The organism is Kitasatospora sp. P5_F3, from assembly GCF_054049135.1.
The window spans coordinates 50,981-67,445 of record NZ_JBFUMY010000035.1 but is presented as its reverse complement, the minus strand read 5'-3'; the positions used below and the strand labels follow the sequence as shown (position 1 = coordinate 67,445).

Here is a 16,465-nt window from a genome sequence, read left to right as displayed (position 1 = left end):
CCTTACATCCGGAAGACGCCGTAGCCGCGCGCGCCCTCGACCGGGGCGCTGTGGATCGCGGACAGGCAGATACCGAGCACGGTGCGGGTGTCGCGGGGGTCGATGACCCCGTCGTCGTAGAGCCGGCCGGAGAGGAATACCGGCAGCGACTCGGCCTCGATCTGCTGCTCGACCATGGCCCGGATGGTGGCGTCGGCCTCCTCGTCGTACGGCATCCCCTTCGCCGCCGCCGACTGCCGGGCCACGATCGACAGCACCCCGGCCAGCTGCTGAGGCCCCATCACCGCCGACTTGGCGCTCGGCCAGGCGAACAGGAAGCGCGGCTCGTACGCCCGCCCGCACATCCCGTAGTGCCCGGCCCCGTACGAGGCGCCGATCAGCACCGAGAGGTGCGGCACCTTGCTGTTGGAGACCGCGTTGATCATCATCGCGCCGTGCTTGATGATGCCGCCCTGCTCGTACGCCTGGCCGACCATGTAGCCGGTGGTGTTGTGCAGGAAGAGCAGCGGCCGGTCGCGCTGGTTGGCGAGCTGGATGAACTGGGCGGCCTTCTGCGACTCCTCGCTGAACAGCACGCCCTGGGCGTTGGCCAGGATGCCGACCGGGTAGCCGTGCAGCTCGGCCCAGCCGGTTACCAGGCTCGGGCCGTAGCGCGGCTTGAACTCGTCGAAGTCCGAACCGTCGACGATCCGGGCGATCACCTCGCGCGGGTCGAACGGCACCTTGAGGTCGCCCGGCACCAGACCGAGCAGCTCCTCCTCGGCGTACTTGGGCGGCGCGGCGGTCGGGTCCGGGTCCGGGCCCGCCTTGCGCCAGTGCAGGCGGTGCACGATCCGGCGGGTGATCCGCAGCGCGTCGTGCTCGTCCTCGGCCAGGTGGTCGGCCAGGCCGGAGACCCGGGCGTGCATCTCCGCGCCGCCGAGCGACTCGTCGTCGGCGTCCTCGCCGGTGGCCATCTTCACCAGCGGCGGGCCACCGAGGAAGACCTTGGCCCGCTCGCGCACCAGCACGGTGTGGTCGGACATCCCCGGCACGTACGCGCCGCCCGCTGTCGAGTTCCCGAACACCACCGCCACCGTCGGCACCCCGGCGGCGGACAGCCGGGTGAGGTCGCGGAACAGCGCCCCGCCGGGGATGAAGATCTCCTTCTGGCTGGGCAGGTCGGCCCCGCCGGACTCCACCAGACTGACCAGCGGGAGCCGGTTGTGCAGCGCGATCTCGTTGGCCCGCAGCGCCTTGCGCAGCGTCCAGGGATTGCTGGCGCCGCCGCGCACCGTCGGGTCGTTGGCGGTGATCACGCACTCGGTGCCCTCGATCACGCCGATCCCGGTGACCAGCGCGGCACCGACCGGGTAGTCGCTGCCCCAGGCCGCCAGCGGGGACAGCTCCAGGAACGGCGAGCCCGGATCGACCAGCAGCTCGATCCGCTCCCGGGCCGGCAGCTTGCCCCGACTGCGGTGGCGCTCCAAGTACTTGGGGCCGCCGCCGGCCAGCGCCTTGGCGTGCTCGGCGTCCAGCGCGGTCAGCTTGTCCAGCATCGCGGCCCGGTTGGCGTGGTACTCGGGAGCGGCCGGGTCGAGGTGGGTCGGCAGCGTGGTCACAGCAGTTCCTCCGGGAGGTCGACGTGCCGGGAGCGGAGCCACTCGCCGAGCGCCTTCGCCTGCGGGTCGAAGCGGTGTTGGGCGGCGACGCCCTCGCCGAGCAGTCCGGTGATCACGAAGTTGACCGCGCGCAGCTCGGGGAGCAGCTGCCGGTCGATCGGCAACTCGGCGGTCTCCGGCAGGAGTTCGCGCAGCCTCTGCACTGTCAGGTGGTGCGCCAGCCAACGCCAGCCGGGGTCGGAGCGGGCCCAGACGCCGAGGTTGGCGTCGCCGCCCTTGTCACCGCTGCGGGCGCCGAAGGCGTGGCCGAGCGCCACCCGCCGGGTCGGGCCCTCGGGCGGCGGGGCTGGCAGCGGCGGGTCCTCGACCCGCTCGAGCGGGCGGGTGAGCGGGGCTTCCGGGATCGCCCGCTGGGTGCCGTCGGGGAGCAGCACCCGGTGCGGGACGCTCGACGCGTCGACGTAGGTCGTCTCGAAGACTCCGTACGGGGCGGCCGGTCCGGGCGGCGCGGTGAGGTGGAAGCCGGGGTAGCCCGCCAGACCGAGCTCGACGACGGCTGTGGTGAACGCTCGGCCCACCGCCTCCTTGTCGCGGTCCTTGACGGCGAGCCGGAGCAGCGCGGAGGCGGTCTCCTCGGTGGCGGCGTCCTGGTGGTCGGTCCGGGCCAGCGTCCAGCGCACCTCGGCCGCCCTTATGGAGTGTTCCAGTTGACGCCGGATCAGCTCCGATTTGCGCTCGATGTCCAGCCCCGTGAGCACGAACACCACCTCGTTCCGCCAGCCGCCCAGCCGGTTCAGCCCGACCTTGAGGGTCGGTGGCGGCGCCTCCCCGCGCACCCCGCTGATCCGCACCCGGTCAGGCCCGTCCTCGGTCAGCCGGACACTGTCCAGCCGGGCCGTCACATCCGGACCCGGGTAGCGGGCACCCGAAGTCTCGTACAGCAGCTGGGCGGTGACCGTCCCGACCGTGACGGCGCCGCCGGTGCCCGGGTGCTTGGTGATCACGCTGGAGCCGTCGGCGTGCAGCTCGGCGATCGGAAAGCCGGGGTGCGTCACGTCGTGCTCGTGGAAGAACGCGTAGTTCCCGCCGGTCGCCTGCGCCCCGCACTCCAGCACATGGCCAGCCACCACCGCCCCCGCCAGCGCGTCGAAGTCCTGTGCGTCCCAGCCGAAGTGCGCGGCCGCCGCCCCGGAGACGAGCGCCGCGTCGGTGACCCGTCCGGTCACCACCAGGTCGGCCCCGGCCCGCAGGCACTCGGCGATGCCCTGACCCCCGAGGTACGCGTTGGCCGCCAGCAGCCCCCCGGGCAACCCCGGCCGGCCGAGCAGGTCGTCCCCCTCGACCACCCCCAGCCGGACCGGCACCCCCTGCTTGGCCGCCAACTCCCCGATCGCCTCGGCGAGTCGGCCCGGATTCAGCCCACCCGCGTTGACCACGATCCGCACGCCCCGGTCCGCCGCCAGCCCGAGGCACTCCTCCAACTGCCGCAGAAAGGTCCGGGCATACCCCAGGCCCGGATCCTTCAGCCGGTCCCGGGCCAGGATCAGCATGGTCAGCTCGGCCAGATAGTCCCCGGTGAGCACGTCCAACGGCCCACCGGTCAGCATCTCCCGCATCGCCTCGAAGCGATCCCCGTAGAACCCCGAGGCATTCCCGATCCGCAGCACCTTGGCCTCCCCAGCCGGCTCCGCTCCATCCACGGGCAGCAGCGTGACAGGACGTCAGGAACAAATCAAGCACGCGTGCTTGTTATTTTGCCCGGCCGATGGATCTGCTCTGCCGTCGTGCTGTGACTGCCGGTGCATAGGATCGCCCGCATGGCACTGCGACCTGTTCAGGTGAACATCAAGGCTCTCGACCACGCAGCGGTAGGCCGGTTCTGGGCGGAGGCGCTCGGCTGGACGGCGTACAGCCCCGGCGTGACCACCTACGTCGGCCCGGGCGACGGCCTCGTCTGGCCGGACCCGGTCGCCGTCTGCGTCGACGTGGTTCCCGTTCCGGAGCCCAAGACGACGACGAAGAACCGCGTGCACCTCGATCTCGCCAGCACCTCGGCCGCCCACCAGGCGGAGTTGGTCGCCCACCTGAAGACTCTCGGCGCGACGCCCGCCCAGGTCGGACAGGGCGAGGTGCCGTGGACGGTCCTCGCCGACCCGAACACTCCGGACTACCAGTTCTGGAGTAGTCCCCGGTGCCGACCGCCCCCCTTACCCGTGACCAGCGGATATCGTCCCCCTCTCCGGAGGGCATGACTACTGGCAGCCTGCCTGGGACCGAGGGCACCGTTTTTACCGGGACGCTGCGAGGCGTCCGAGCAATCCGCCTGTCCGTCCTTACTGACGAGACGACCAGCCCCGAGCGACAGCGCGAAGCCGACGACATCGTTGCCGCGGCGCTCGGGATCGACTTCGGCGAGGGTGACGCACTCCGCGAAGCCGTCGACCTTGACGTGTCGGCGAGCAAGACCGGCCCCTTTGACCGCCCGCAGCTCGGCCGGTGGCTGAGCAACCCGGACAGCTTCGACGCCCTAGTGTGGTGGCGGTTCGACCGCGCTATCCGGTCCATGGCCCACATGCACGAACTCGCGAAGTGGGCGCGAGAGCACCGAAAGGTGTTGGTCTTCGCCGAGGGTATCGGCGGTGGCCGGCTGGTCTTCGACTTCCGCAACCCCATGGACCCCATGGCCGAGTTGCAGATGCTCATGTTGGCGTTCGCCGCGCAGGTCGAGTCGCAGAGCATCAGCGACCGCGTGACCGGCGCCATGGCTGCCATGCGCAAGATGCCGCTTCGGTGGCGTGGTGGTGGCCGACCCCCGTACGGCTACATGCCCGCCCCCATGCCCGTGGAACACGGCGGGGTCGGCTGGACCCTGGTGCCGGACCCCGATGCGGTCGAGGTGATCGAGCGCATCGTCCGTGAGTTGCTGGACAAGCGCACCGCATCCGCCGTTGCGGCCGGTCTCAACACCGATGGTGTGCTGAGCCCGCGGGACTACTGGGCCGACAAGATGGGCCGGGAGCGCGGCGGCAAGACGGGTGGGGTCAAGGGACAGCACGTCGTCCGCGACGTGTTCCAGTGGACGCCCGCTGTCATTACGCGGATGCTCCGCAGTGAGACGCTGCTCGGCTGGAAGATGCACCGCGGGAAGCCGGTCCGGGACGCCGAGGGCAACCCGATCATGGCGACGGAACAGCCGATCATGACCCGCGAGGAGTTCGACCGGATCGGGGCGTTGCTGGACTCCCGCAGTATCAACGCCGGGGACCGGCAGGACACTGACGCGCTGCTGCTGCGCGTGATCCACTGCGACGCCTGCGGCGGGCGCATGTACTTGAACAAGCAAGAGGGCAAGACGCCTACCTACAAGTGCAACAGCTACGCCCGGGGCGATCTGTGCGAGCTGCCTGCCAGCGTGCGCGGTGACTGGGTGGACGACTTCGTGTCCGCCGAGTTCCTGCGCCTGGTCGGCCCCGTCCCGGCCAAGCACGTTGTAGAGGTACCCGGGTACGACCCCGAGCCTGAACTACTCGCTACGGTTGCCGAGTTCGCCGAGCACCAGAAGCAGAAGGGGCGCCAGAAGTCCCGGCACGCTGCGGCCGAGTGGCAGGCGCGCGCCGATGCACTGGACACCCGGATTGCCGATCTGGAGAACCGGGAGAAGCGCGACCCGCAGCGCGTCGTCACGCCCACCGGCCGGACCTACGCGGACAAGTGGGCCGAGGCGGACACGAACGCCCGACGGGCAATGCTGGTCGACGTAGGCGCACGGCTCGAAGTGAAGCGCGGCACTCGCGGCGGGTGGCGGAAGCTCGACATGCGCCGGGTCGAGTTCATGATCAGTGGCGAGCTTGACCGCGCTATCGAGGAGTTGGCGGGGCTTCGGGACGTGCTGGCCATGCCCGTTGGTGCCACCCCGGCGTCGGGCACCAGCGTCCGGCTTGCCGAGCCCGTCGGGGCAGCCGCGTAGGGCGTCGGCGGGGGTGGTGATGGGTGACGTTGGAGACGCAAAATCTAGTTTCTTCTATACACACGGGTGTCTAGATAAAACAGAAAACGGCCCTTCGAACGTCACCCATCACCACCCCTCGGGCTCCGCGGGATATCGTCCCCCTCTTCTACTCCCAGGAAGAGGGAACGGAACACCCCGACGGCGCCGCACAACGGGCCGCGGGATATCGTCCCCCTCTTCTACTTCTGAGAGACGGAGCGCAGGACTACCGCGCACCCCACTGACGGGAACCGGCGGACCGAGTGCCCGCGCCCCTCTCTCGCTGCTCTGCCCGTGCACCACGCACCCTCTCGGGGGTGGCCGCCGGAGTCGTGAGGCAGGGCACCAGCGGGGACCGCACCAACCCGAGTAACGGCGTCCGCCAGGGCGCACCGAAAGGGACTGACCGAGTGCGGCCCCCACCCAGACCGGCCGAGCCAGCGAGGGCGCCCCGCACGCCGTGCTACTCGTCTTCAAAGCGCTGAACGACGGTGTCGGGACCAGGGGACATCAGCGTTTCGTGCCCATCGTCAAAACGGACACGGTACGGGGGAGACCCCTCCGGTCCCAGTACCTCGCTGAGCTGGGGAAGGGCACACGCCTCGCCGCAGCTGGCGCACTAGTGATCATCCCTTCCATGGAGCTCATCGCAGATGCTCTGATCTGACGGAGCTCAAGCTGCCGTCAGCCACGGCCCAGCCAAGGTCGCCCCGCTCGGGCCAGGCGGCATCGGAAGCGCTCCCCCGCGCGCACGAGCCAGCCCACGAGCACACTTGATATATATAGCCAACTTGAGGGCATCTCGCGCCCGCCATTCGGGCAAGTCAAGGAGCTCGCGGGAGTTATGATGGCGGATCTCACGGTCGTGGATGGGCAGTCCACAGAGAAACAATTTGACTACGTATGCCGAATTGGCACAATCTACCTTGCGGTCCCGAACGACTCGGGCCCTGAAGATCGCCTCAAAGCCATAGCAGGGGCACTCGAAAATGATTCGAGAGTGATCTCGATATCAACAGGCAACCAAAATCCGGCCTACATGCACCACCGGCAGTTCTTCCCCGCTTGGGACACTCGCGATCCCGAAGCAGTCATTACCGGGAGCGACGTATTCACCGCCCTCCAGTTCCACCTCCCCATCACATTCAAAGTCGTCGTTCCAGTCAAGAATCAGCCGAAGCATCACAACGCCGACGACATCCCCACTGATACTTACTGGATGGCATGGGATGGGATGGTTGCCACAGTTCTATGGAAGCATCCGGGGGGAGAGATACCGAGATCAGGAGGTCAGGTGATCTTGGAGATCCTTGAGAAAGCAGCTGGCGAGATCGGGTGCTCCGTCTATAACCAGGCCTGCTCCCCGGGATGTGAGAACGTCTTTATGCACGCAGACATGGCACTGAGGAAGACGGCAGGAGTAGAAGCAGCCCACGTGACCAGCAGCCACCACTCAACGGTTTTCGTGGATATCGCCAGTAGCGAGGATGACAGAGAATCGCTACGAAGTATCGTATCGAACCTCACAATTTCATGTCGTCACTTTTCAGAGCAGAAGAATATTGGCCGACGAGTTCTCGATCTCGAAATAGCATCCTGGGCCCAGCTCTCACATCTATTGGGTCACTACACCGAGCACGTCAAGATTTCGACGCTACCATTCCTGAAGAGCCTGAAAAGGAGGTGGAACAATAGAGGATGGCGCTCGGAGGTACGGACACTGTCGGCCCAGATTTGGCTATGCCTAACCGCAATGGAGGTGCTGCTCAGGAATTGGCGGGACGACCGACGGAACTTTGATGAGCAGGCAGCAGAGGCAGGCATAGAGCCAATCTTCAAAATTGACTATCGCGACGATGTGGAAATGATCGAGTCAATCAATCTAGCGAGGCTGGAGAGCATCGCAAGCCAGGTTGAATCACGTCTTGATAGTCGACTCATCTCGTGGGCTACTGCGGGTGGTGCGGTAGCGGGAGCCACGGCCGGAGCCTTGGTCTCCCTCCTTCACTGATCTTCCGGCTCTGCAGACCGCCCCACCCACACGACGAGAGGCTGGGCGATTCGACCAGCATGACGGGGCCAGTTGCGCGCCCAGGGGGAAGGTTGGATCTGGGCAGGCATGGCAGGGTGCAGAGATCGGCGGAGCACAGATGTCCCCATAGCTCGGCGTCCGCTCTCGTCTCAGTTCCGTCTCAATTCACCCGCGTTCACGAGCGTGCGGCACCCCGCCTGAACCGCCGGAACACACAGCTCCAAACGGCAGTGACCGCTCCTGGACAGGCACCCGGAGAATTGGCCCGCGTGGTTCCCGGTTCGAATCTGGGGGCGGGCACCAGCACCCAACTACCAACAAGGGGGCGGCAAATGCGCTGTATCGACTGCCCCGAGGCTCCGACCCATCGGGGACGCTGCGAGGCCCATCACGCAGCCTACGAAGCCCGTCCGAGTGTCCGAGCCCGTAGGCGCCTGCAACGGCTTGTCTCGCGGCACTACAGCGGCGCCGAGAGGCTTCGCCGGCGGATCGACCGGGACGGCTCCGCGGTCTGCGGACTGTGCGGCGAGGACTTCCCCGCCTCAGCGGTCGACGTGGACCACCGGACCCCGCTTGCCCTCGGCGGCGAGGACACGGACAGCAACGTGTGGCCACTGTGCCGCGAGTGCCACCGAGGGAAGACCGCAAGGGACTTCGGGGCGTTCGCCCTCGGCCCGTAGCTGTCAAACACGGAGTGTGCACACGTCGATGATGGTGGAACGGGCGATGACTGCGAGACCTACCAGACAGATCGTTCCGATGATCGCCAGTTGGACGTTCTCCGAGGCGTTCCCCACCCGCATATAGGCGTTGCCGTAACCGAGTTCAAAGGCGCCAGGGGAGCTAGGTGCAACATCGCTGTCATCCGTGTTCTTGGGCATGGACGCAGGACACCGCGTCTTGGGGGTCTCCGTCAAACCCGCAGCTAACGGCGCACTCTTTGCTGCCTCAGTCCGTGCAGGAGGTGACCCCCCATGCCCCGCAAGCCCAAGCCCCCGTGCTCTGTCCCGGGGTGTCCCGAGCTGACCACTGGTGGTCGTTGCCCTCGCCACCAGGCCGAGGCAGACGCACAGCGAGGCACACCAGGCGGAAGCGCGTACGGCCCTCGGTGGCCACGCGTCCGGAAGGCGTTCATCTATGCGCATCCCTGGTGCGCGCTGTGCGCGAGGCAGGCGACCACCGCGGACCACTTCCCCGAGTCGCGCCGCTCACTGGTCGCTCGGGGCGTGCCCGATCCTGACGCTTGGTCACGGCTCCGCCCGCTGTGCACGTCGTGCCACAGCCGCGAGACGGCCGTTCACCAGCCCGGAGGATGGGCCTCGGAGCGCCGAAAGCCCATGAAAAGCCCCTGACCTGCGGTGATACCCAGGGGGTGACTCCCTCCCCTGGCCCCAAAGCGCGGCAGGGAGGGAAAAAGCTCTGATGGCTAAATCGGGCATTTCTGTGGGGAGTTGACTGTCTCGCATAGTCAACTCCCATTCTGTTTCTACGAATTGGGAGAACAACTTATGGCACTGACCCTTGCCGAGTCCGCGAAGCTCTCGCAGAACGACCTTCAGCGCGGCGTGATCGAGACGTTCATTCAGCAGTCACCGATCCTTGACCGGCTGCCGCTGATCAGCTTCGACGGCCCCGCCTACCAGTACAACGAAGAAGCCGCACTACCTGGCGTCTCCTTCCGAGGCGTCTACCAGGCGTACCCGGAGTCCACGGGGGCGGTGAACCAGCGCACCGAGACGCTGGCGATCCTGGGCGGTGACGCGGATGTGGACAAGTTCATCGCGCACACCCGGGGCGACCTGAACGACCAGCGCGCCATTCAGGAGACGATGAAGGTCAAGGCGGCGTCCATCCACTTCGCCGACCAGTTCTTCAACGGTGACACGATGGTGAACCCGCTCGGCTTCGACGGCCTGCGCAAGCGCCTGATCGGACGTCAGGTCATCGACGGCGCATCCGTCGGGCCGGTCGCAGGTGGCTACGACTTCTTCGACAAGCTCGACGCCCTGGTCTCCTCCGTGCCGGGACTGAACGGCAGCAACGGCGCTCTCTACATGAACGCCGCGCTGATCGCCAAGGTCCGCTCCGGGTTCCGCCGCCTCGGCGGCAGCGAGCTGCTGACCGCCCAGATCGACGGAAAGCACGTCACCATGTGGAACGGCGTCCCGATGCTGGAGCCGGGCCAGAAGCTCGACGGTACCGACGTGCTGCCGCTGACAGCCGGCGAGGGCGGCAAGGAGACCGGCGACATCTACGCCGTCCGCTTCGGCAGCTCGGAGGCAGAAGCCGGGGTCACCGGTCTGACCAACGGCGGCATCCAGGCCACCGACCTCGGCGAGGCCCACGACAAGCCCGTGTACCGGACCCGAGTTGAGTTCTACTGCGGCATCGCCATGTTCGGCGGCAAGGCAGCCGCCCGCCTCACCAACGTACTGAACGGCTGATCCACCAGCAGGACCACAACGGCCCCCGTACCCTCCCCATTAAGGGGTCGGCGCGGGGGCCGTTTCGGCGTTTCGGGGTGGCGACTGCCACGCTAATCTCATGCTGAGCGGCCTCACATTACCGAATGGCTGCGACAGCGTCAGTGTACAGCTCGGTGGTCAGGTCACCCTCTGTGATACCGAGTTGCTGAAGTACCGCCCGCACTGTGTCCAGCGCTGCCGCCACGTCGTCCTCTGTGGCTGCGATGGTCTCGACTTCGATGAACGTGCCGTCGATCTCGGGGACGCGGACGAGGGTGGCGAGCAGGTCTCGGTCACCGTGCCGGGCCGAGTAGTTGCGGCACCGCTTCTCGAACGCGATCACCGGTACGTAGCCGAGTCCCTGGACGATCGCATGGGCGGCGTCGGCGTCCTCGACCCGGGTCTCGTGCTCCGGCTTGGAGCCTGACGCGGCATCCACTCGGGCACCCTTGTACGTGAGTACCGTCCGGGTGTCGTCGCTGCTGTGCACGGTCCGGATGCGCAGCTCGCGGTCACCCTGGTCGAGCCCACCGCCCGGGGTGTCGTAGTAGGTATCGCGGTAGACCTCGGCACGACCGGGTCCGTAGGTCTGCTCAAGCAGCGCCATGACGCTCTCGGGGTCGTGGACCCGGGCCTTCAGCTCCGCCTCGATCGGCAACTCTGCTCTCCCTTCTCAGATGACGCGCTCGGCGTCCTCGATCATTGCGTCGAACTGCCTGCGGAATCCTCGGTACAACGGTCCGAACGGCGTGGCCAGCACCTTATAGGTGGCGGACTCGTGCCCTTCCCACTGCGGGTCAAACGCCGATAGGTAGAGAGTGGTGTCGAGCCTGATGATCCGCCAGACCGGCAACGTCCGGTAGCGGTAGACCTCTAGATAGCACTCGGCGGCGAGTTCCCGTAAGCGGGCTTCTGCGAGGCGGACACCACCCGCCAGTGACTCCGCGGACTCCCCGATCTCCGCCGCACGCCGCGCCGTCGCCGGCGAGTCCGGGTCGAGCAGAAGGACCCGAAGGCGGGTCGGCTCTGCCCTGCCACGGTCGAGGTGTGGCCGTAGGAGGGAGTCACGGAGGCCGAGCAGGCCGAGCCCCCGCACTGCGAGCACGTCCAACTCCTGTGCACTTCGGGCGGCTTGTTGAATCTCGGCCGCAGCACCTGCCTGGTCGGAGTAGACCCGGACGATCTCGGGAAACGCCGCCAGATCGAATGCCGCTCCACCCGGTCGGTTCTCGCGTTGTGGTGCCAACCCGAGGAGCCGTCGGGCGTCGTCGGGCATGGAGAGACCATCGGCGATCCGCTCGAAGACGTCCAAGCGGTTGACCTCCCGGCGATTGTTGATCAGTTCGTTGACCCGTCCCTGGGTCATGCCGGTCGCCACTGCGATACGAGCCTGACTGACACCGCTGTGGTGCTGGACGTAGCGGAAGAGCTTTCCTACTTCGCGGGCCTTGAGGGCTTGGCGGATCTCGATGTTCTGCCAGGCCGAGTCCGGCAAGGTGATGGGCAGGATCGTCGTCGCCACGTGGTGTCCTCTCCGCCGTGTACAAGGCATCTCACGGTGAGATTACTGGTCTGGTATCGCTTGTGACTGCCAGTCAGCCAATTCTGGATGCTGCCCCGCCGTGTGAGCGGCCCTGGCTTTGACGAGGAGCAGCAGCATGCCTACAGCACCCATGAGAGAGCCGGTGACGGTGTCCATCGAGGGCGTCACCGAACCCGCGACGTTCAAGCACCTGCCGGATGCGTTGGCGGCGTTGTGGGAGTCGTTGCGGGCGCTGCCGCTCGGCGCGGTGCAGGCTGACGCCTACCGTTACTTCCTGACGCGGCCGGATGCGGTGGAGCGGGTGACAGAGTTCCTGACCCGGGACGGCCGCCTCGACCTGACGTTCGCGCTGGCCGGCCGTTGCCACCTGGTGTCGGTCGCTCCGGCGGTCCGGTGAGTGCCAGTGCTGGTGGGTCGGTGGCGCGGCGGTGGGTGGCGTCGTGGTCGTTCGACGGTGCGCAGTTGACGCGTGGGTGGATGGGGTCGGACCAGTTCTCGGAGATCGCGGCGCGGATCGTGCGGACGGCTGTGGAGGCCGATGCAGCGGACGGCAAGCGCGCGGCCGAGTTGGCGGCTGACCTGATCGGGTCGGCCCGCCCCGAAGCCGGGTTGTCCGGGGTGTGGCAGTACGGAGGGCCGGACGGGTGGTGTGAGGTCCGGGTTGCCCACTACCCGGATGTGGAACCGGTTTCGGTCGGGTTGGGGGTTCTCCGGTGACGCTCTCCCCACGCGAGACGGCGAAGGCCAGGGCGCGGGAGATCGCCAAGGGGTTGCACCTGCTGTACGGCCGTACGCCGTCGATCACGTGGACGGAGGAGGGGTATCTGCGGGTGTCCCTGCGGCTCGCCGAGCAGCCTGACGAAGCCCTGACGGTGGCCACGTTGAACGTGCTCGACCAGGGTGACCGGTTCGGGACGATCAAGAAGCTGACGTGGCTGGCCATCTGGTCGGAAGTCGAAGTGAAGATGCCGGAGGGGAAGCAGTGAGCATGGTCGAGTTCTACCCGGATGGGTTCTGGGGCTTGCACTGGGAAGCGGCAGCTCCGCCGGAGCCGGACGAGGACGTGCACGGGTTCGTCCTGGCCGTCCTGGCGGACCGCCGTATCGCCCTGGCGAACGTGGCCAGCCCCGGCGCGGTGGTCGTCGGTACTCCCGCCGAACTGACCGCCCTGCGGGACGCGCTGAACGGCGATCAGCTCGGCTACCTGCTACCAGAGCACCTGCGGCAGCGCTCGACCGAGAGTGCCGAGAGCTGACGCCGGTTAGAGCGGCGTACCCCGTCCGGATGCGATTCGGACGGGGTACTCTCAGAACCCCTAAGACCGCCCGTCCGGAGACCCCGAGGGCAACGAGTTCTGCGTGCTGGAGCCCCGGGAGATCTACCAGGACACCGGGCCGATCGCCGCGGTGGTGGTCGACTGTACGGACCCTCGGGCCATGGCCCGGTTCTGGGACGGGGCGCTGGACTGGACCCTGCACGAAGTGGCCGACGACCACGCGGTGTTGCGCTCCGCCAAGGGCGTCGGCCCGTACCTCGAGTTCATCCGCACACCGGACGTGAAGACCGTGCCGGACCGCGTCCACCTCGACCTGCTGCCGTACCCCGGTGACGACAAGTCAGCGGAGGTGGCCCGACTGCGGGCCCTCGGCGCCACCGACCTCGACCTCGGCCAGGGCGACGTCCCGTGGACGTGCCTGGCCGACCCGGAGGGTCACGAGTTCTGCGTCCTCGCCCTGCCCTGACGCGGAGCCTCCACCCCACCCCGACTCCCTTCTTCCGGGAGTGCTCGTAAGGTGGCAGCTCGGATCCCACCGCTGACGACCATTGGAGCAGTTCATGTCCTCATTGGATGAGTTGCAGGGCCTCCTGGGCGAGCCGGTCCTCCGGCCGTCCGACGGGGACAACTGGAGCGACATCGAACGGCATCTGGGCTCCGCATTGCCCGGTGACTTCAAGACGTTCCTGAATTCCTACGGCAGCGGGGTCATCTCCGGCGAACTCGCCGTCTTCCACCCGCGCGGATCGAGCCCGTTGCTGGCCCGCATGATCGAGACCCATCAGATGTTCTCCGAGCGTCGAGGCAGAGCCCTGGACTACGGCGACACCCAGCACATCCCGTATGCCTTCCATCCGGAGCCGGGCGGGCTGATCTCCTGGGGATACGACCCCAGCGGCGACGAGCACTTCTTCCTGCCTTCCGACCCGGACCCGGACCGCTGGAAGATCGTCACAATGGTCCACGAGGAGGGCTGCGAGACATTCGACGGCCCCTTCTCGAGCTTCGCGCTCGCCTTCGTGAAGCGGCTCTCCGAGGTGGATCGGTACCACGGCGTCGATCCGGAGGCGCTGGAGTTCCTCGAACCGGAAGACCTCGAGGAACTTGCCGCCGAGGGCGAGATCGGCCCCGTTCAGCCGAGCTTCGAACCGTTCTGAGCAGGGTGGCCTCCGGTCGAACATCGCCCACCACCGGCTCGGTCTACGACCCTGGCGCCCTCCAGCTCGGCTCGGAGGAACCGGGCCACCCCGTGCCGTTCGGTCTGTCCGGCGGATCTTCGCGGTGCCCCTGTCGCCTATACAGAGCACACTTCGGTCGCCGGGACGCCTGGCCCGAACGGTCGCAACCTCCAACAAGAACTACCCCTGCGCCACCGACCGCCAGGTCGTGATCGACGCCAACATTGCCGCGACGCACCCGTACTGGTCGATGGCGGCTACCAAGACAGAGGGATTCTGTCCGTCAGTCCGCGACCAGCTGGAAGGCCAGCCGCCCGAACCGCACCTGGTCGCCGGCCCGCACCAGCACGGCCCCCGCCACCCGCAGCCCGTTTACGTACGTCCCGTTGCTGGACCCGAGGTCCTGGAGCACCCAGCCCTCCGGCTCCCGCCGCAGCTCCGCGTGGAAGCGCGACACCGAGGCATCACCGAGCCGAAGGCCCGAGCCGGTCTGCCGACCGATCACCAGCCGCCCGGCACCCGGACCCGGCAGCCGCAGACCGGGCAACTGCTCGGTCTCCCAGGTCCGCGCCATCCGGACCTTGAACGCCGACAGCCACGCCACCCCACGCAGCACCGCCCGGGCGAACCCTCCGTACGAGTGCAGGTCGGCCACCACCGTGGCCAGTTCGGCCCGGCTCCTGGCGGTGAGCACCAGCTCCATCCGCCGCACGAACGTGTCGTGGGACAGCTGCCCGTTGCCGACACCCTCCCGGAGCACATCCAGCACCTGGTCACGGTCGGCCTGCGACGGCCTGGCCGCCAGCTGGGCGGTGCGGAACTCTGGAGCGGTCATGGTCAGATTGTCGACGTCCCGGCCCGGGCTGTCCAGAATCGGAAGCCCGCCCCGTCCCCGCCGGCCAGGCGGTGACGGAAGGTCAGTCTGCACGCCCCCGCAGCAGTTACGAGTTACGGACCGTCAGGACAGGTTGCGGCGGCGGGCGACGGGACTGAGGAGCAGCACGACCGGCGGGAGCAGTGCCGTGGCACAGATCACCCAGAGGGCGCTCCGCGGGTCGGCGGCCGTCGCGAGTACGCCTGCGGTCAGGGCCCCGAGCGGCTGGACGCCCCAGGAGACGAACCGAACGGTGGCCATCACGCGGGAGAGCAGCTCGGGCGGGGAGTCGGTCTGCCGGTGGGTACGGGTGGTGATCGAGCCGATGACGATGCCGAGTCCGAACCCGAAGCTGCCCAGGGCGAACCAGTACACGTTGCCGGTGTCCGTGGTCAGCGGCACCAGGAACAGGAACAGCAGGCTGGTCACCGTACTGGCGAGCAGCGCGCGGGCGGTCCCGAGCCGACGGGAGACCCACGGGGCCAGGGCCGCGCCGGCCAGCGCCCCGAGGCCGTCCGCCGCGATGACCAGGCCGAGCAGTGCCGGCGGCAGCCCCGCCTCGCGGACCAGGTAGAGCGGGGTGAGTGCGGCGAAGCCCGCGCAGACGAAGTTGGTGGCGGTGGCCCACAGCATGCAGGGCAGCATCACGGGGTGCCGGGTGACGTATCGCCAGCCCTCGGCGATCAGCCGTGCCGTGCTCTCCTTCGGCCGCTCGGCCGGCCGGGTGGCGGGCAGGGTGCGCAGTACCAGCGCGGAGGTCAGGTAGCTGGCGGCGTCGGCGAGCAGCGCGCCGACCGGCCCGGCCGCCTGGACGAGGAGCCCGCCGGCCGAGGGTCCTGCGGTCTGGGTGACCGCATGCGTCCCTGACATCAGGCTGTTGCGGGCGGTGAGTTGCCCCGGCGGGACGACGGCCGGCAGGAAGGTCGAGTTGGCGATGTCGTAGAGGACGGTGGCCGCGCCGGTGACGAGGGCGGCGAGGAGCAGGTGGGAGTAGCCGAGGCCACCCAGCCACCAGGCGAGCGGGATCGAGCCGAGGGCGACGAACCGGAGCAGGTCCAAGGTGACCTGGAGGCGGCGGAGTTCGATGCGCTGGGCGACCACTCCGGCGGGCAGGCTGAGCAGCAGCCAGGAGATCTGCCCGGCCGCTGCCAGCAGGGTGACCTGCAGCGCGGTCGCGTCGAGGACGGTGAGCGCGATCAGCGGGAGGGCGATCACGGTGACCGCGCTGCCGGTATTGCTGACGGTGGAGGCGGCCCAGTAGCGCCAGAAGGCGACGGAGGGGGCGAGGGGAGGGGCAGGAGCGGTTCTCGGCGCCGAGAGAGAGGGTGCGGAAGGGGAGGGCAAGTCCGGGACTCCAGTCAGTTTCTTTTGGGAACTTACTTCGCCAGGTAAGTTCCTACCGGAAACTGACGGGGTGACGCAAGATGGTTCCCCCCAGCGCACTGGCTGAGCGTCAAGCTCGAGGCTCAACTCGCGGACTTGGCAGGGAAGCTGACGGCCGCGGCGAT

The 16,465-nt window shown here is 68.0% G+C and carries 15 protein-coding genes and 3 pseudogenes; 10 read left to right on the top strand and 8 right to left on the bottom strand.

Annotated features, from left to right (window positions below; genetic code table 11):
* Positions 1–2 precede the first annotated feature (2 nt).
* Entirely contained in the window at positions 3–1,601 is a 1,599-nt protein-coding gene (locus ACXJMZ_RS21960) for an acyl-CoA carboxylase subunit beta (protein WP_457031768.1), read from the bottom strand.
* Entirely contained in the window at positions 1,598–3,301 is a 1,704-nt protein-coding gene (locus ACXJMZ_RS21955) for an acyclic terpene utilization AtuA family protein (protein WP_457031767.1), read from the bottom strand. The genes ACXJMZ_RS21960 and ACXJMZ_RS21955 overlap by 4 nt, the downstream gene beginning before the upstream one ends.
* 117 nt (positions 3,302–3,418) lie before the next feature.
* Between ACXJMZ_RS21955 and ACXJMZ_RS21950 the strand changes: the two are divergent.
* Both ACXJMZ_RS21950 and ACXJMZ_RS21945 read left to right on the top strand, forming a co-directional pair.
* Positions 3,419–3,772: pseudogene (locus ACXJMZ_RS21950) on the top strand (VOC family protein); the annotation flags it as partial.
* Between the two features lie 77 nt (positions 3,773–3,849).
* Positions 3,850–5,568, top strand: a complete 1,719-nt coding sequence (locus ACXJMZ_RS21945) for a recombinase family protein (RefSeq protein ID WP_457031766.1) — start codon at positions 3,850–3,852, stop codon at positions 5,566–5,568.
* A 484-nt stretch (positions 5,569–6,052) separates the two neighbouring features.
* Here the strand turns inward: ACXJMZ_RS21945 and ACXJMZ_RS21940 are convergent.
* Positions 6,053–6,169, bottom strand: a pseudogene (locus ACXJMZ_RS21940) (DUF1918 domain-containing protein); the annotation flags it as partial.
* Between the two features lie 264 nt (positions 6,170–6,433).
* Here ACXJMZ_RS21940 and ACXJMZ_RS21935 point away from each other — a divergent pair.
* Complete coding sequence (locus tag ACXJMZ_RS21935; protein WP_457031765.1) at positions 6,434–7,600, top strand: hypothetical protein; 1,167 nt, start codon at positions 6,434–6,436, stop codon at positions 7,598–7,600.
* A 59-nt stretch (positions 7,601–7,659) separates the two neighbouring features.
* A complete protein-coding gene (locus ACXJMZ_RS21930) occupies positions 7,660–8,301 on the top strand; it encodes an HNH endonuclease (protein ID WP_457031764.1) in 642 nt (213 codons plus the stop codon).
* 3 nt (positions 8,302–8,304) lie between these two features.
* On the opposite strand, the gene ACXJMZ_RS21925 is transcribed toward ACXJMZ_RS21930, so the two are convergent.
* Entirely contained in the window at positions 8,305–8,502 is a 198-nt protein-coding gene (locus ACXJMZ_RS21925; protein WP_457031763.1) for a hypothetical protein, read from the bottom strand.
* 627 nt (positions 8,503–9,129) lie between these two features.
* Here ACXJMZ_RS21925 and ACXJMZ_RS21920 point away from each other — a divergent pair.
* Entirely contained in the window at positions 9,130–10,065 is a 936-nt protein-coding gene (locus ACXJMZ_RS21920) for a major capsid protein (RefSeq protein WP_457031762.1), read from the top strand.
* Between the two features lie 118 nt (positions 10,066–10,183).
* Here the strand turns inward: ACXJMZ_RS21920 and cyaB are convergent, their stop codons facing one another.
* Entirely contained in the window at positions 10,184–10,744 is a 561-nt protein-coding gene (gene cyaB / locus ACXJMZ_RS21915; RefSeq protein WP_457031761.1) for a class IV adenylate cyclase, read from the bottom strand.
* 15 nt (positions 10,745–10,759) lie between these two features.
* Complete coding sequence (locus ACXJMZ_RS21910; RefSeq protein ID WP_457031760.1) at positions 10,760–11,608, bottom strand: helix-turn-helix domain-containing protein; 849 nt, start codon at positions 11,606–11,608, stop codon at positions 10,760–10,762.
* A 136-nt stretch (positions 11,609–11,744) separates the two neighbouring features.
* On the opposite strand from ACXJMZ_RS21910, the gene ACXJMZ_RS21905 reads away from it, so the two are divergent.
* The 5 genes and pseudogenes from ACXJMZ_RS21905 (at position 11,745) to ACXJMZ_RS21885 (ending at position 14,062) form a co-directional block, all read left to right on the top strand.
* On the top strand, positions 11,745–12,026 hold the full coding sequence (locus ACXJMZ_RS21905) for a hypothetical protein (protein ID WP_457031759.1): 282 nt from the start codon (positions 11,745–11,747) through the stop codon (positions 12,024–12,026).
* Between the two features lie 316 nt (positions 12,027–12,342).
* Positions 12,343–12,615, top strand: coding sequence for a hypothetical protein (locus ACXJMZ_RS21900; RefSeq protein WP_457031758.1), 273 nt, complete (start codon positions 12,343–12,345; stop codon positions 12,613–12,615).
* Complete coding sequence (locus ACXJMZ_RS21895; protein WP_457031757.1) at positions 12,612–12,884, top strand: hypothetical protein; 273 nt, start codon at positions 12,612–12,614, stop codon at positions 12,882–12,884. The genes ACXJMZ_RS21900 and ACXJMZ_RS21895 overlap by 4 nt, the downstream gene beginning before the upstream one ends.
* A gap of 79 nt (positions 12,885–12,963) precedes the next feature.
* A pseudogene (locus ACXJMZ_RS21890) lies at positions 12,964–13,371 on the top strand (VOC family protein); the annotation flags it as partial.
* 82 nt (positions 13,372–13,453) lie between these two features.
* Positions 13,454–14,062 (top strand): SMI1/KNR4 family protein, encoded by a 609-nt coding sequence (locus tag ACXJMZ_RS21885; RefSeq protein ID WP_457031756.1) that lies wholly within the window; start codon positions 13,454–13,456, stop codon positions 14,060–14,062.
* A 304-nt stretch (positions 14,063–14,366) separates the two neighbouring features.
* Here the strand turns inward: ACXJMZ_RS21885 and ACXJMZ_RS21880 are convergent, their stop codons facing one another.
* Both ACXJMZ_RS21880 and ACXJMZ_RS21875 read right to left on the bottom strand, forming a co-directional pair.
* Entirely contained in the window at positions 14,367–14,918 is a 552-nt protein-coding gene (locus tag ACXJMZ_RS21880; protein ID WP_457031755.1) for an FHA domain-containing protein, read from the bottom strand.
* 123 nt (positions 14,919–15,041) lie between these two features.
* Positions 15,042–16,301, bottom strand: coding sequence for an MFS transporter (locus ACXJMZ_RS21875; RefSeq protein ID WP_457031754.1), 1,260 nt, complete (start codon positions 16,299–16,301; stop codon positions 15,042–15,044).
* Positions 16,302–16,465 lie beyond the last annotated feature (164 nt).

What these genes read in the sequence shown, in the direction of transcription:
- ACXJMZ_RS21925 (WP_457031763.1), bottom strand. Translation starts at nt 8,502, where the DNA reads ATGCCCAAGAACACGGATGACAGCGATGTTGCACCTAGCTCCCCTGGC.
- ACXJMZ_RS21930 (WP_457031764.1), top strand. Translation starts at nt 7,660, where the DNA reads ATGACGGGGCCAGTTGCGCGCCCAGGGGGAAGGTTGGATCTGGGCAGG.
- ACXJMZ_RS21945 (WP_457031766.1), top strand. Translation starts at nt 3,850, where the DNA reads ATGACTACTGGCAGCCTGCCTGGGACCGAGGGCACCGTTTTTACCGGG.
- ACXJMZ_RS21880 (WP_457031755.1), bottom strand. Translation starts at nt 14,918, where the DNA reads ATGACCGCTCCAGAGTTCCGCACCGCCCAGCTGGCGGCCAGGCCGTCG.
- ACXJMZ_RS21905 (WP_457031759.1), top strand. Translation starts at nt 11,745, where the DNA reads ATGCCTACAGCACCCATGAGAGAGCCGGTGACGGTGTCCATCGAGGGC.
- ACXJMZ_RS21920 (WP_457031762.1), top strand. Translation starts at nt 9,130, where the DNA reads ATGGCACTGACCCTTGCCGAGTCCGCGAAGCTCTCGCAGAACGACCTT.
- ACXJMZ_RS21935 (WP_457031765.1), top strand. Translation starts at nt 6,434, where the DNA reads ATGATGGCGGATCTCACGGTCGTGGATGGGCAGTCCACAGAGAAACAA.